14 protein-coding genes are annotated in these 13,571 nt (G+C 62.2%); 9 read left to right on the top strand and 5 right to left on the bottom strand.

Features of this window, described 5'->3' with window-relative positions:
- Positions 1–48: 48 nt before the first annotated feature.
- The 4 genes from BRAS3843_RS21610 to BRAS3843_RS21595 form a co-directional block, all read right to left on the bottom strand.
- Complete coding sequence (locus BRAS3843_RS21610) at positions 49–327, bottom strand: hypothetical protein (RefSeq protein WP_035982411.1); 279 nt, start codon at positions 325–327, stop codon at positions 49–51.
- A gap of 41 nt (positions 328–368) precedes the next feature.
- Positions 369–635, bottom strand: a complete 267-nt coding sequence (locus tag BRAS3843_RS21605; protein WP_008971172.1) for a hypothetical protein — start codon at positions 633–635, stop codon at positions 369–371.
- A 191-nt stretch (positions 636–826) separates the two neighbouring features.
- Positions 827–2,914, bottom strand: a complete 2,088-nt coding sequence (locus BRAS3843_RS21600; RefSeq protein ID WP_008971171.1) for a molybdopterin oxidoreductase family protein — start codon at positions 2,912–2,914, stop codon at positions 827–829.
- A gap of 129 nt (positions 2,915–3,043) precedes the next feature.
- The gene (locus tag BRAS3843_RS21595) at positions 3,044–3,850 is read right to left on the bottom strand and encodes an SDR family NAD(P)-dependent oxidoreductase (RefSeq protein WP_008971170.1); all 807 of its coding nucleotides are present in this window, start codon (positions 3,848–3,850) and stop codon (positions 3,044–3,046) included.
- Between the two features lie 141 nt (positions 3,851–3,991).
- Here BRAS3843_RS21595 and BRAS3843_RS21590 point away from each other — a divergent pair, with 141 nt between their 5' ends.
- The 9 genes from BRAS3843_RS21590 to BRAS3843_RS21550 all read left to right on the top strand — a co-directional run bounded on the left by BRAS3843_RS21590 (position 3,992) and on the right by BRAS3843_RS21550 (position 13,275).
- On the top strand, positions 3,992–4,678 hold the full coding sequence (locus BRAS3843_RS21590; protein ID WP_008971169.1) for a GntR family transcriptional regulator: 687 nt from the start codon (positions 3,992–3,994) through the stop codon (positions 4,676–4,678).
- Positions 4,679–4,747: 69 nt separating this feature from the next.
- Positions 4,748–5,746, top strand: a complete 999-nt coding sequence (gene dctP, locus BRAS3843_RS21585) for a TRAP transporter substrate-binding protein (protein ID WP_008971168.1) — start codon at positions 4,748–4,750, stop codon at positions 5,744–5,746.
- Between the two features lie 43 nt (positions 5,747–5,789).
- The gene (locus BRAS3843_RS21580; RefSeq protein WP_008971167.1) at positions 5,790–6,302 is read left to right on the top strand and encodes a TRAP transporter small permease; all 513 of its coding nucleotides are present in this window, start codon (positions 5,790–5,792) and stop codon (positions 6,300–6,302) included.
- A gap of 15 nt (positions 6,303–6,317) precedes the next feature.
- Entirely contained in the window at positions 6,318–7,607 is a 1,290-nt protein-coding gene (locus tag BRAS3843_RS21575) for a TRAP transporter large permease (RefSeq protein ID WP_008971166.1), read from the top strand.
- Positions 7,608–7,760: 153 nt separating this feature from the next.
- The gene (locus BRAS3843_RS21570) at positions 7,761–8,537 is read left to right on the top strand and encodes a cyclase family protein (RefSeq protein WP_008971165.1); all 777 of its coding nucleotides are present in this window, start codon (positions 7,761–7,763) and stop codon (positions 8,535–8,537) included.
- A gap of 101 nt (positions 8,538–8,638) precedes the next feature.
- The gene (locus BRAS3843_RS21565; RefSeq protein WP_008971164.1) at positions 8,639–9,898 is read left to right on the top strand and encodes an ABC transporter substrate-binding protein; all 1,260 of its coding nucleotides are present in this window, start codon (positions 8,639–8,641) and stop codon (positions 9,896–9,898) included.
- Between the two features lie 91 nt (positions 9,899–9,989).
- Complete coding sequence (locus BRAS3843_RS21560) at positions 9,990–10,865, top strand: branched-chain amino acid ABC transporter permease (protein ID WP_008971163.1); 876 nt, start codon at positions 9,990–9,992, stop codon at positions 10,863–10,865.
- Between the two features lie 2 nt (positions 10,866–10,867).
- The gene (locus BRAS3843_RS21555; RefSeq protein WP_008971162.1) at positions 10,868–11,794 is read left to right on the top strand and encodes a branched-chain amino acid ABC transporter permease; all 927 of its coding nucleotides are present in this window, start codon (positions 10,868–10,870) and stop codon (positions 11,792–11,794) included.
- Positions 11,794–13,275 (top strand): ATP-binding cassette domain-containing protein, encoded by a 1,482-nt coding sequence (locus tag BRAS3843_RS21550; protein ID WP_008971161.1) that lies wholly within the window; start codon positions 11,794–11,796, stop codon positions 13,273–13,275. Before BRAS3843_RS21555 ends, BRAS3843_RS21550 begins: the two co-directional genes overlap by 1 nt.
- Positions 13,276–13,286: 11 nt before the next feature.
- Here BRAS3843_RS21550 and BRAS3843_RS21545 read toward each other — a convergent pair.
- Positions 13,287–13,571: helix-turn-helix domain-containing protein (locus tag BRAS3843_RS21545; RefSeq protein WP_035982403.1), on the bottom strand; the 285-nt coding region annotated here is incomplete at its 5' end.

Raw genomic sequence — 13,571 nt, 5'->3', positions numbered from 1 at the left:
TCATGGTGCTCTTTGGTATTGATGACAAAATGGAGGGCCGGTTCGGCCTCAAATTCCTCTCTGTGCCGGGCCGCTGCCCGGGCTTTCGTTCTCTCTGCGTTTGCGTTGCGCGGGATCCTGCGCGATCAGCACCATGGTCTCACCCAGCGTGAAAGACGACCAGACGAGTGCGACGAGCCCTGCCGCAAAACCGCTGCGCAACTCCCAGTCCAGCGGCAGCGCAACGATGCCCCCACCGACCAGCACCAAGCATGCGCCGAAGGTGATGTGCAGAAAGCTTATCCAGAGCCGGTTTGGCCGTTCGGGAGCTGCGCGATGTGGGGACATGGTGACCGCTTGGTTGCGCATGGGAGACGGATTCGAACGGATCAGGTCAGTTCGTTCAGATAATGAAAGCAGCCGAACAGGCCCCGACGGCGGAGCCGGTGCCCGTCCCGCCGCGCCGCACGATAGAGGCTCGCCCCGGCCCGCCGGACGGCAGGACGCGCCGCCAGGAGGCCGGCGACGTCGCAGGCGTTCGCGATCCGCTCGATCGGAGCCGTCACCATGTGAGACACGATCCGGCCAAAACCGTTCACCAGAGCGAGGGCATCAGCAGCGAAAAGATGTGGGATGCGGATGGCTTGGGTTTGCATGGCGCGACCTTCAATTTTGAGCAACGCTCAAAACTATTTATCGCAAAAATGAGCAAGGCTCAAGAAAAATCTTGCGAGGCGTCAATGGAGGTCCAGCGGTCGGTCGTGCCAATGCGCTGGCGTCCGGGCCTAAGCGCACCAAGTTATTGCAATTATTTCTATTTTCTGCCGAACCGGCCGACACGCGATCGTTACGCGGAGGCCTTTCGCAGCCAGACCTTATTGTCGTGGAACGCCGCGCCGCCGATCGGTGCGACGGTGTCGGCCCCAGTCAATGTGTTGATGCCCCGGCCGCCTTGGTGGGCTCGATTGGGGTGGATCGATTCCGCAATCAGCACGCCTCGCCGCACGCCGTCGAACAGGCGCGCGGTGAGCGTGGTCTCGCCGCGCCGGTTCCCGAGCGTCACCGCCTCGCCATCGGCGATGCCGAGCGCGGCGGCGTCCAGCGGATGGATCATCACCGACGGCGCCCCTTCCCTCGCCTGCGAGGACGGCGTCTCATTGAAAGTGGTGTTGAGGAACGAGCGCGAGGGGCTGGTGGCCAGCCGGAAGGGATGGTCCGCGTCGGTATCCTCGGTCACCGCCCAATGGTCCGGCAGCGACGGCATCCGCTCAGGATTACCCATCACGCGGCCGAAGGGTGGGCGCGCCCAGTCCGCCCTGAAATGGAATTTGCCGTCCTTGTGCGCGAAGCCGTCGAGATAATGCGAGGTGCGGAAATCCGGCTGCAGGTCGCGCCAGATGTCCGCTTCGAGCCCGGCGATGTCGCCATGGCCGCTCTTCTTCAGCGTCGCGTCGATCAGCTCACGCGGCGTCATCTCGAACCCCGGATGGACAGCCCCGAGCCGCCGCGCCAACCCCTGCAGCACGTCGTGGTTGGAGCGGCATTCGCTCGGCGGATCGATCAGCTTCGGACCGACCGAGATGTACTGATGGCCGCCGCCGTAATAGAGATCGTCGTGCTCCATGAACATCGTTGCCGGCAGCACGATGTCGGCCATCTGGGCCGTCTCGGTCATGAACTGCTCGTGGACCGCGACGAACAGATCCTCCCGCGCGAAGCCTTCCCGCACCAGGGTCTGCTCGGGCGCCACGGTCATCGGGTTGGTGTTCTGGATCAACATCGCCTTGACCGGCGGGCCGCCGCACAGCGCTGCGCTGTCCCCGGTCAGAACGCGTCCGATCTGAGACTGGTCGAGAATGCGCGTGGTGTGATCGATCGCATCATGGCCTTCGATGATGGATTCATTGAAGCGCCAGAGCGCGGCATTGTTGAAGAAGGCCCCGCCGCCTTCATACTGCCAGGCACCCGTCACCGCAGGGATGCACGACGCTGCATGCATCTGCGTGGCGCCATTGCGGCTGCGGGTGAAGCCATAGCCGAGCCGGAAGAAGGTGCGCTTGGTCTCGCCGATCGCGCGCGCAAACGCCTCGATCTCCGCGACCGGAACGCCACAGATCGAAGAGGCCCATTCCGGGGTGCGCGTCTTCAGATGCGCCTCGAGCTCAGCCGGACAATCGGTGTAGCGGTCCATATAGGCGCGGTCGGCATAGCCGTCGCGGAACAGCACATGCATGACGCCGCAGGCGAAGGCGCCGTCGGTGCCGGGACGCAGGATGATCTTGATATCAGCCTGCTTCATCGTTTCGTTGTCGTAGATATCAACCGCGGCGATCTTCGCACCGCGTTCCTTCCGGGCGCGCGACGCATGCGTCATCACATTGACCTGCGTGTTCACGGGGTTGGTGCCCCAGATCACGATCAGGTCGGAGACGGCCATCTCGCGCGGATCGACGCCGGCGATCTTGCCGGTCCCGATCGCAAAGCCGACACGCGCCACATTGGCGCAGATCGTCGAATAGAAGCGCGAGTACTTCTTCACATGGGTCAGGCGGTTGATGCCGAGCCGCATCACCAGGCCCATCGTGCCGGCGTAGTAATAGGGCCAGACCGATTCGGCGCCGGACTCCCGCTCGGCTTCCATAAAGCGCGCCGCGATCTCGTCGAGCGCTTCGTCCCAGGTGATGCGCGCAAATTGACCGGAGCCTTTCGGGCCAGTGCGACGCAACGGATGCATCAGCCGCTCGGGATGATGGATGCGCTCAGCATAGCGTGCGACCTTCGCGCAGACGACGCCAGCCGTGTAGGTCTGCTGCTTGGACCCGCGCACGCGGCCGATCGTGGTCCGATCGAGCACCTCCACGTCGAGCGCGCAGGCCGACGGGCAGTCATGCGGACAAGTGGAGTGGCGGATCTCAATGCGAGGCTGCTGGTTCATGCCACGATTGTTAACATCGAAATTTGCCTCAGCCGAGCGCTTTCGCGAGGCATTCGCATGAACAAAACGCAGGCGTGATCCCACCTGGGGCTGGAACCCCGATCCGGACATTCAGTGGGTGAGAAAGTGTCAGCCGCCGAGCTGGGTCAGGCCGGTTGGCGGACCGTCGACCGCGGTCCAGCCGCCGTCGACGAACAGGGTGCTGCCGGTCACGTAACTCGCCGCATCGGAGGCGAGGTAACAGACGGCGGTCGCAACCTCGTCAGCACTGCTCCAGCGGTTGAAGACGGTGTGCGCCGCGTAGAGATTGTAGATGTCGGGGCGTTCTTTGAACGCCGCGGTCAGCGCGGTCTCAACGATGCTGGGCGCAATCGCGTTGACGCGTACTCCGAAGGGGCCGACCTCGGAGGCGAAGCCCTTGACCAGCAACCCGATCGCGGCCTTTGTCGCGCCATAGACTGCAAGTCCCGGCTCGATGGTCACCGCACGCATCGACGAGCAGGCGATCAGGCTGCCGCTGCGCTGCTGCGTCATGATCCGGCCGAAGGCCTGGAAGAACCACAGCGTGCCCTTGATGTTTAGGTTGATGACACGGTCGAGATCCTCCTCGGTATAGTCGAGGATCGTTTTGCGGATGTTGAGCCCGGGGGTGGTGACGGCAATATCGATACGCGGAAACCTATCTCTGGCTTTGGCCGCAAGTTCTGCGATCCCGCCACGATCTGCTGCATCGCACACAGCCGCATCAGCCTGTCCGCCCCGCTCTCGAATCGCGGCTGCTGTGGTCTGCGCACCTTCGACGGCGCGATCGGCGCACAGCACATGGGCACCAAGGTCGGCAAGAGCCTCTGCCGAGGACTTGCCGATGCCGGATGCGGCCCCGAGCACGACGGCTGACTTGCCCATGAGATCGAACAGCTTGCGGTAATCCGGCACAGGCTCTCCTCCCCGCTCGCAGCAGTGGTAATTTTCGTTGCCAAGCGAGATTCATATACTAATATATCAATTGAGGAAACGCATATGATCGCCCGCGCACCCAGGAAGTTGGCCCCTGCGCCACGACCGCTATCCGCCCGCTTGCGCCGCAGCGCCCGGCCGCGCGGGACGCGGGCATCATCCCAGATCTATTCCGACCTGAGGACAGAATTGGTCTCACTGGTACGAAGACCCGGCGAGATCATCTCCGAGTCGCAGATCGCAACGGCCTACGGCGTCAGCCGAACCCCCGTCCGCGAAGCCATCCTGAAACTTGCCGATGAAGGCCTGGTCGAGATCTTCCCGCAATCCGGAATCTTTGTCTCGCGCATTCCGGTCGCTGCGCTGCCCGAAGCCATCATCATCCGGAAAGCGTTGGAGGAAACCACGGCACGGATGGCCGCGGAGCGGGTGACATCAAGCCAGCTCTTGAATCTGCACGCGGTGCTCGAGCGGCAGCGGGAAGCCAGCGCAGCGAAACATCGCGAGGCTTTCCACCAGGCCGACGAGCTCTTTCATGCGACCATTGCGGAAATTGCCGGCTATCCCGGGATCTGGACCTTGATCCAGCAGGTCAAGGTTCATGTCGACCGCTATCGCCGATTGACGCTGCCCCAGGCGGGCCGCATGGCGGAAGTGATTGCAGAACACGAGCCGATCCTGGCCGCAATCGAGGCGCGCGATCCGAACGGCGCGCGGCTCGCGATGGCACGCCACCTCGAGCGGCTGCTCAGCGACATTTCGGAGATTCAAATGATCAATCCGGAGTTCTTCGACCAACCGACCTAAGTCTCACCTGCCGAGAACCGCGATCTGCAATGATTGTGGATCAAACGCCATAGTCCTGGGAGGGACGCCATGAAACGACGCGACTTTATCAAACTGAGCGTGGGGCTGACCACTGCAGCCACGCTTCCCCCGTTCTCGTCCGCGCTGGCCCAGTCCAAAGCGGTGTTCAAGACCTCCGACGTCCAGCCTCCGGGCTACCCGACGGTGGCCGCAACCGAGAATCTGGGCAAGAAGCTCGCAGCCGCCACCAACGGTCGGCTGTCGATCCAGATGTATCCGTCCGCTCAGCTCGGCGGCGAGAAGGAAACCATCGAGCAGACACAGATCGGCGCAATCCAGATGTTGCGCGTCAGCGCCGGCGCATTGGGCCCCATTGTCGACGAGATCAACGTCGTCAACATGCCATTCCTGTTCAAAAGCATCGAACATTCCGAGAAGATGATGGATGGCCCGGTCGGCCAAGACCTGCTCGACCGCATCAGCGCCAATCCAAGCGCCAACCTTGTCGCCCTGTGCTGGATGAACTCCGGCGCACGGAGCATCTATAATACCAAGAGGCCGATCAAGACGATCGACGACATCAAGGGCCTGAAGGTCCGCGTGATCGGCAATCCGATCTTCATCGACATGATGAACGCGCTGGGCGGCAACGGCATCGCGATGGGATATGATCAGGTCTTCAGCGCGCTGCAGACCGGCGTGATCGACGGCGCCGAGAACAATCCGCCGAGCTACGTGTTCTCCAACCACTACACCGCAGCGAAATACTACTCGTTGACCGAACACCTCGTCATTCCCGAGGTGCTCGTCTTCTCCAAGCGGGCGTGGACTGCGCTCTCCCCTGACGATCAGACCCTGATCAAGAAGTTTGCGCGCGAAGCCCAGATGGAAGAGCGCGAATTGTGGAAGGCCTATGAACGCCAAGCCATGGAAAAGGCCAAGGCCGCTGGCTGCGAGATCACCGAGATCCCCGACAAGGCTCCCTTCCAGGCTGCAGTGAAGCCGGTCTGGGACAAATATGGTCCGAAATACCAGGAGATGATCAAGCGCATCCAGGAAATCGCGTAAGCGACGCGAACAAGGTTCGCGTGTCGGACGAGGAGGAATAGCCATGGCCGCTTGGTATCGCCGGGCAATGGATGCGCTCTATCTGGCCTGCGTGATCGTCGGCACCACGGCGTTGGTGCTGATCTCGGCGGTCATCCCATATGCAGTGTTCACCCGTTATGTGCTGAACAGCGCAGCGTCCTGGCCGGAGCCGCTCGCTGTGCTGCTCACGATCCTCCTCACCTTCATTGGAGCGGCTGCGGGTTACAGGTTGAACCTGCACATGAACCTCTCCTACTTCGCCGATCAGCTGCCAGCGCGATGGCGTCGGATCCTCGACGTCATCGTGCAGCTGCTGATGGCGCTGATAGCGCTGTTCATGATCATCTGGGGGGAGCGGCTGGTCGAGGTCACCTGGAGCAACACCATCGCTGACTTCCCCTTCCTCTCGGTCGGCGTGACCTATCTGCCGATTCCGATCGGCGGCCTCTGCCTTCTCCTTTTCATCATCGAGCGGCTCGCCGTCGGCGTTCCGCCTGATCCCATTCCTCATCGCGACACCGCGTCTTTCGATTAAGCGGCAGAGAGATCCATGGATATTTTCGTCCTGCTCACGACGATGCTGGTCTGCTTCCTGATCGGGATGCCGATCGCGTATTCGCTGGCGCTTGCCGCCATCGTCGGCGCGCTATGGATCGGCATTCCGCTCGAAGCGGTGATGCTGAAGGTTTCGGATGGCGTCAGCAAAGTCGCCATGTTGACGATTCCCTTCTTCGTGCTCGCCGGTGCCATCATGGCGGAAGGCGGCATGGCGCGACGGCTGGTCGCCTTCGCCGACGTGCTGGTCGGCCTCACCCGGCTCCGCGGCGGGCTATCGATCGTGAATGTATTGGCGACGACGTTCCTGAGCGGCATTTCCGGCTCAGCGGTGGCCGACACGTCCGCGATCGGCTCGGTGATGATCCCGCAGATGGAGCGCTCCGGCTACCCCCGGGTCTTCGCAACCAACCTGACCATCAGTTCGTCGGTGCAGGCGCTGCTCGTGCCGCCGAGCCATAATGCCGTGCTCTATTCGCTCGCAACCGGCGGCACGATTTCGATCAGTGCGCTGTTCGTCGCGGGTGTCTTCCCCGGCCTATTGCTCGGCTTCTCGCTGATCCTGCTCTGCCTTGTGATCGCCTATCGCGAGCGCCATCCGGCAGGGAATACAGTCGCCGCCAAGGATGCGGTCCGGATCACCATCGACGCCGCATGGGGATTGATCACGCTTGTGATCATCCTGGGCGGCATCCTTGGCGGCGTCTTTACCGCGATCGAAGCCGGCGCGGTCGCCTGCCTCTGGGCCTTCTTCGTCACGATGTTCATCTATCGCGACTACCGTTGGCGCGATCTGCCGGTTCTGCTGCACCGGACTCTGCGCACCGTAGCAATGGTGATGACCTTGATCGCCTGCGCCTCGGCGGTCGGCTACATCATGGCGCTGACCCAGATGCCGAGCAAGATGACCCAGTTCTTCCTGTCGATCTCCAGCAACAAGTATGTGATCCTGTTCCTGATCAACATCCTTCTGCTGCTGCTCGGCACCTTGGTCGACATGGCCCCGTCGATCCTGATCGCGACACCGATCCTGCTCCCTGTCATGCAGAATTTCGGCGTCGATCCCGTTCATTTCGGGATGATCATGCTGCTCAATCTTGGGATCGGCCTGTGCCACCCGCCGGTCGGCGCCATCCTGTTCGTCGGCTGCGCGGTCGGCAAGGTCTCGATCGAGCAGGTCATGCGCCGGATCTGGCCGTTTTACGCGGTGATGTTCCTAGTGCTGATGGCCGTGACCTATATCCCTCAGATCTCGCTTTGGCTCCCGCGCCAGGTGCTGCACTGAGGCCATTCTCGAGGTTCAAGATAGCGCGACCCGCGCTACGAGCGGTCTTGCTGGCAGCGGGATGGTGGCCCTAAGTTCGGTCTGCGAGCAACATAGGCGCGCGTGCGACTCTGGGCGCGCGAGGCGTCGCTTGGTGACGGGAGAGAACACGCCATGGCCCGAAGACTGATCGATATATCGGTGCCGCTGCAGAATGATGTGCCGGCAGACCCGCCCGGCAACCATCCGAAGATCCAATATATCGACCACCAACAGAGCCTGGCGCACATGCTGCAGTTCTTCCCCGGCCTGAAGGCGGAGGATCTGCCCGATGGCCAAGGCTGGGCGGTCGAGCAGGTCCAACTGTCGACCCACAACGGCACCCATCTGGATGCGCCCTGGCATTTCCATCCTACGATGAATCGCGGCGAGCGCGCCTGGACGATCGACGAGGTGCCGCTGGAATGGTGCTTCCAAGCGGGAGTGAAGCTCGATTTCAGACACCTGCCGGACGGCTATGTCGCGACAGCCAAGGAGGTCGAGCAGGAGCTCGAGCGCATCGGCCACACGCTGTCGCCACTGGACATCGTGGTGGTTAACACCTCGGCCGGAGCCAAATATGGCCGCCCCGACTACGTAAGTTCAGGCTGCGGCATGGGCTATGAGGCGACCATGTACCTGCTCGAGCGCGGCGTGAGACTGACGGGCACTGACGGCTGGAGCTGGGACGCGCCGTTCGTGCATACGGCAAAGCGCTACGCGGAAACCAAGGATGCCGGCCTGATCTGGGAGGGACATAAGGCCGGGCGCCACATTGGCTATTGCCACCTGGAGAAATTGCACAATCTCGAGCAGCTGCCCTCGACCGGCTTCCTGGTGAGCTGTTTTCCGGTCAAGATCGAACGCGCCTCCGCCGGATGGACCCGGGCCGTCGCGATTATCGAGGGTTAATCTTAGGTAGGGGGCGTACGGAGAAAAGGCCGGTTCCGCTTGCTGCCGGCGCAAGCGGCGCTACAATGAAAAAAAACAAGCATAATTCCAGGGAGAGAAATATGAGAAACGATTCCCGCTCGGCGGTCTCGCCATTCGGCTATAGCGCGCTGGTGTTGGCCGCTGCCGGGTTTCTAGGCACGATTTCGAGCCAGGCCCTCGCTGCCGATCCACTGAAAATCGGCGTGATCGCGGAGGCGCAAGCCATCGCAGGTGCCTCCATTCCCCAGGCCGCGCAGATGGCGGCCGACGAGATCAACGCCAAGGGCGGCGTCGACGGGCGGAAGATCGAGATCGTCACCTATGACAACCACTCCTCTTCTGCCGATTCCGTCCGCGCGTTTCAGCGCGCGGTCAACGAAGACAAGGTCAATATCGTCATCGCCAGCTATATCAGCGAGGTGGTGCTCGCGCTTGAGCCCTGGGCATCCCGGCTGAAAACACCGTTCATCACGCCGGGCGCGGCGTCGAACGAGATCAGCAAGAGCGTCCACGCCGACTACGAGAAGAACAAGTACACGTTTCATGGATATCTGACGTCAGCCGCGCTCGCGCTCTCGGTTTGCGATGCGGCCAAGGAGCTCCTGGTCGACGGCAAGCACATGTCGACGGCGGTCATCATGAGCGAGGACGCCGCCTGGACCAAGCCGCTCGACGTCGGATACGAGGAATGCCTGCCAAAGATCGGGCTGAAGGTGCTCGACCATATCCGCTTCTCGCCAGACACCACCGACTTTACGCCGATCTTCAACAAGATCGAAGCCGCCAAGCCGGACGTCATCATCACCGGTATCTCCCATGTCGGTGTGCAGCCGACAGTGCAGTGGAAGAACCAGCAGGTTCCGATCCCGATGTTCGGGATCAGCTCGCAGGCGACCAACTCCACCTTCGGCAAGGACACCAACGACGCCGCCAATGGCGTTCTGTATCAGGGCGTCTCCGGCACCGGCGTCGCCGTAACCCCGAAATCGGTCCCCTTCTCGGAAGGCTTCAAGGCCAAATACGGCAACTATCCATCCTATGCGGGCTACACCTCGTATGACGAGGTCTACTACATTGCCGAGGCCGTCAAGCGGGCGGGCTCGACCGACGCCGACAAGCTGGTTGAGGCGCTCGAGAAGACCGACTGGGAAGGCACGATCGGGCGCGTGCAATTCTACGGCAAGGACGATCCGTTCACGCACTCGATCAAATACGGCAAAGGCCTGATCACTGGGCTGATGCTGCAGTGGCAGGATGGACAGCAGGTCGCGGTCTGGCCGAAGGAAGTCGCGAAAGCATCGATGAAGTTCCCGAGCTTCATCAAGGTCACCTCGAACTGATATTGGAGCCGTCCTGCTCTCGTTCCGCGAGAGCAGGACGTTTCCGCCTTCCTCTCTCGCCAAGGCAGCGGTGCTGCCGCAGCCAAAGTCCATGCGTGCACTCCAGATCCTGATCGACGGCTTTGCCGTCAGCGCCCTTTATGCGCTGGGCGCAACCGGCTTCACCCTGATCTTCGGGGTATCCGGCGTGCTTAACCTCTCCCATGGCGCCATCATGGTGCTGGCGGCCGTGGCGGCCTGGGCTGCCGCGAGCGTTCTTCATACCGGCACCTACGCTGGCGCACTGATCGGGATCGCCGCGGCGCTGGTCGCGGCTTTCGCCACCTATTTTGCGGTCGTGCAGCCAATCCAGCGGTCGCGACGGATTCCGAACGAGGAGAAGGAGATCTTTGTTCTGACCGGAACACTGCTCTGGGGAATCATGATCCAGGAGCTGATCGCCTATTTCTTCACGAATAATGCCAAGACGGTGCTGCCGATCGTCGAGGGCGTGGTCGATATTGTGGGCGTCCGTACGCCGCGCAATGAGATATTCACCGCAATCGTCTGCTGCTTTGTGATCGCGCTGCTCTGGGTCCTGGTGAACCGGACCCGCACCGGAAAGGCGGTGCTCGCTGCATCGATGAATCCGCGCGGGGTGACGCTGCTCGGTCTCGAGCTGAACAACATCTATATCGTGGTGTGGGCTATCTATGGCGTGCTGGCCGGCATTGCCGGCGTGCTGCTGGGCATGTTTCTTGGCGTCAGTTCCTACAGTGTCGGCCCATTGACCGCGAGCGCCTTCTCGATCGTGGTGCTCGGCGGGCTCGGCAGCGTGTCGGGATCGTTGATCGCCGCGTTCGTGGTCGGCTATCTCGAAACCTTGACGGCCTATCTGATTTCGCCGGCCTACCGTACGATCCCTGCCCTGCTGCTCCTGGTCTTCGTGATGTATATCCGGCCGCAAGGCCTGCTCGGGAGACGATGAGCATGTCGGGTTTCTTCACCTCACGCCTGTTCGTGATCTCTCTCGTCGTCATCATTGTCGCGGCAACATTACCCCTCTACGTCTCGGGCTACGTGCTGGGCCTGCTGACCGTGGCCTACTATTTCGGCGTCTTCGCGATGGCCTGGGATCTGCTGTTCGGCTTCGCCGGGGAGGTCAATTTCGGCCCAACGTTCCTGATCGGCGTGGGCGCCTACACCGCCGGTATCGTCAACAACCAATATGGCTGGTCGGTCTATGTGTGTATCATCCTGGGAGCGCTGGCCTCCGTCGTTGCAGGGTTCGTCCTGGCGCTACCCGCGCTGCGGGTGCGCGGGCCCTATTTCGGCCTGACGACCCTGGTGGCCGTGCTGATGCTGCAGAACTTCGTGGTGGTTTTCGCCGACCTGACCGGGGGCGAAATCGGCTTGACCATTCCCGACGTCATTACGATCAGCGCCAACGCCAATTACTGGATCGCGCTTGGCTTCATGACTGTCAGTGGTGCGATCCTTTACGGCCTTTCGCAGTCGCCGCTGGGCCTGGTACTGCAGGCGAGTGGACAAGACCCCGTGCAGGCCGGCGCCCTCGGCTTCAACATCGTCAAGCACAAGCTGTTCGCCTTCATCGTGAGCGCCTTCTTTTCCGGTCTTTCCGGGGCGCTGCTGGTGTTCTACTTCGGCACAGCTTCGGTCGGGACCGTGGTCGACGTCGCCGTCGGCGTTAACGTGATCGTCGCCGCCGTGCTCGGCGGCAGACGCACGGTGCTTGGCGCTGCGCTGGGAGCGATCTTCCTGATCGTCGCGGGAGAGTTTCTGCGGCCGACCGGGGAGCTCGCAACCTTCATCGTCTCTTTTGTCGCGCTGCTGGTCGTCCTGTTCTTCCCGGGCGGCTTTCTTGGCGCGGCTCTGTCCCGCGGGGCGCGCGCGTGATGGATGCCAGCGGAACGTCGACACCGACCCTTCAGGTCCGTGGCCTGGTCAAACGCTATGGCGGATTGACCGCGGTCAAGAACCTCAACCTCGACCTGCATGCCGGGCAGATCCTGGGGCTGATCGGGCCGAATGGCTCGGGCAAATCGACGGCAATGAAGTCGATCATGGGCATCGAGCGTCCGACGGCAGGCGAGGTTGTCTTTCAAGGCGAGAACGTTGCGGGATTGCCGGCGCATAAGATCGCGCGCAAAGGCTTCGGCATGGTGTTTCAGCATTCGCGGCCGCTGAACCGCCAGACTGTCCTGGAAAACATCATGGTTGCTCTGCTGCCGGACAGCCTCTTGATGCTGTTTCCGGACAGGGAGCTGACCGAGCGGGCCAAATGGATCGCCGAGCGCGTCGGCCTCGGCACGGTCATGGACCGCCGCCCGCCAACGCTGCCGTTCGCCGATCTCCGACGGCTGGAGCTTGCGAAAGCGATCGCACGGGATCCGAAGGTCGTGCTGGTGGACGAACCCTTCGCCGGCCTGACGCTCGCCGAAGTTGGCATCTTCTCGGCTCTGATCCGCAGCTTTCGCGACGAGGGCCGCGCGGTGCTTCTGGTCGACCACAATGTGAAGAGCGTCGCTGCATTGGTTGACCGCGTGCTCGCCATGTATCTCGGCGAAGAGATCGCGTTCGGGCGCGCCGAAGAAGTCATGCGCAATGAGACGGTGCGGCGGGTGTATCTGGGCGGAGCGATCGAGACCTCGGCCCGGCCCGAGGTCAGCTTCAAGGACAAGGTCCCGGCACTGGAGGTCAAGAACCTCAGCGTGGTCTACGGGAAGGCGCAGGCGCTGGAGGACGTCTCGATCCACGTCCATCACGGCGAGTTCGTTTCCATCGTGGGCCTCAACGGCGCCGGCAAGACCACACTGTTCAACGCCATTTCGGGCTTCCTGCCCTATAGCGGCGACATCGTTCGCGACGGCGCGCCGCTGCGCGGCATCAGCCCGGCGCGGATCGCACGCGAAGGTCTCGTGCAATGCCCGGAGTCGCGCGAACTGTTCGGCGAAATGACGGTTCGCGAAAATCTCGATCTGGGCGGCCAGCACCTCTCAGACCAAGAACGAGCCCGGCAGCTCACTTGGCTGTTCGAGCTGTTCCCGATTCTAAAGGACCGGCAAAGTCAGCTGGCGCAGACGCTTTCGGGCGGCGAGCAGCAGATGTTGGCCATCGGCCGGGCGCTGATGATGCAGCCGAAAATCCTGATTCTCGACGAGCCAACGCTTGGATTGGCACCGGTCATTCTCGAGCAGTTGTCCAAGGCACTGGAAAAGCTGCGCCAGACGACACCGATTACAGTCATCCTGGGAGAGCAGAACGTCACCTTCGCGCTTCCGCATGCGGACCGGGTCTATGTGCTCGAGCACGCCCGTATCGTCTGGGAGGGCGATCCCGGCCGCTTTGCAGCGGAAGCCGGCGCAGGTTATCTCTGATGCCGGACTACTCACATCTCGTCGTCTGAACCGGCCTCGGCCAAGGCGCGGAGCGGCTCCGGATCCAACAGAACGATGGCTCCGTGCTCGAGCCGCACCCAATTGCGGGCCGCCCAGGCCCGCAATTGCTTGTTGATGCTTTCCCGGGTCATGCCGACCATCTCGCTGATTTCCTGCTGGGTGATCGCAATGGTCCGACTGGCAGGCTCAAGCTTGCGCTTATCCGTCAGACCCAGCAGCGCGCTCGCCAGACGTCGAGGCAGGTCCTGCAAAATGACCTGCTCGACCTGATCGCT

Source organism: Bradyrhizobium sp. STM 3843 (assembly GCF_000239815.1).
Taxonomy (GTDB): Bacteria; Pseudomonadota; Alphaproteobacteria; order Rhizobiales; family Xanthobacteraceae; genus Bradyrhizobium.
The sequence above is the reverse complement of the archived record's forward strand: the minus strand, read 5'-3'. Positions and strand labels throughout refer to the sequence as shown.

What these genes read in the sequence shown, in the direction of transcription:
- BRAS3843_RS21610 (WP_035982411.1), bottom strand. Translation starts at nt 327, where the DNA reads ATGTCCCCACATCGCGCAGCTCCCGAACGGCCAAACCGGCTCTGGATA.
- BRAS3843_RS21605 (WP_008971172.1), bottom strand. Translation starts at nt 635, where the DNA reads ATGCAAACCCAAGCCATCCGCATCCCACATCTTTTCGCTGCTGATGCC.
- BRAS3843_RS21600 (WP_008971171.1), bottom strand. Translation starts at nt 2,914, where the DNA reads ATGAACCAGCAGCCTCGCATTGAGATCCGCCACTCCACTTGTCCGCAT.
- dctP (WP_008971168.1), top strand. Translation starts at nt 4,748, where the DNA reads ATGAAACGACGCGACTTTATCAAACTGAGCGTGGGGCTGACCACTGCA.
- BRAS3843_RS21580 (WP_008971167.1), top strand. Translation starts at nt 5,790, where the DNA reads ATGGCCGCTTGGTATCGCCGGGCAATGGATGCGCTCTATCTGGCCTGC.
- BRAS3843_RS21575 (WP_008971166.1), top strand. Translation starts at nt 6,318, where the DNA reads ATGGATATTTTCGTCCTGCTCACGACGATGCTGGTCTGCTTCCTGATC.
- BRAS3843_RS21570 (WP_008971165.1), top strand. Translation starts at nt 7,761, where the DNA reads ATGGCCCGAAGACTGATCGATATATCGGTGCCGCTGCAGAATGATGTG.
- BRAS3843_RS21565 (WP_008971164.1), top strand. Translation starts at nt 8,639, where the DNA reads ATGAGAAACGATTCCCGCTCGGCGGTCTCGCCATTCGGCTATAGCGCG.
- BRAS3843_RS21560 (WP_008971163.1), top strand. Translation starts at nt 9,990, where the DNA reads ATGCGTGCACTCCAGATCCTGATCGACGGCTTTGCCGTCAGCGCCCTT.
- BRAS3843_RS21555 (WP_008971162.1), top strand. Translation starts at nt 10,868, where the DNA reads ATGTCGGGTTTCTTCACCTCACGCCTGTTCGTGATCTCTCTCGTCGTC.
- BRAS3843_RS21550 (WP_008971161.1), top strand. Translation starts at nt 11,794, where the DNA reads ATGGATGCCAGCGGAACGTCGACACCGACCCTTCAGGTCCGTGGCCTG.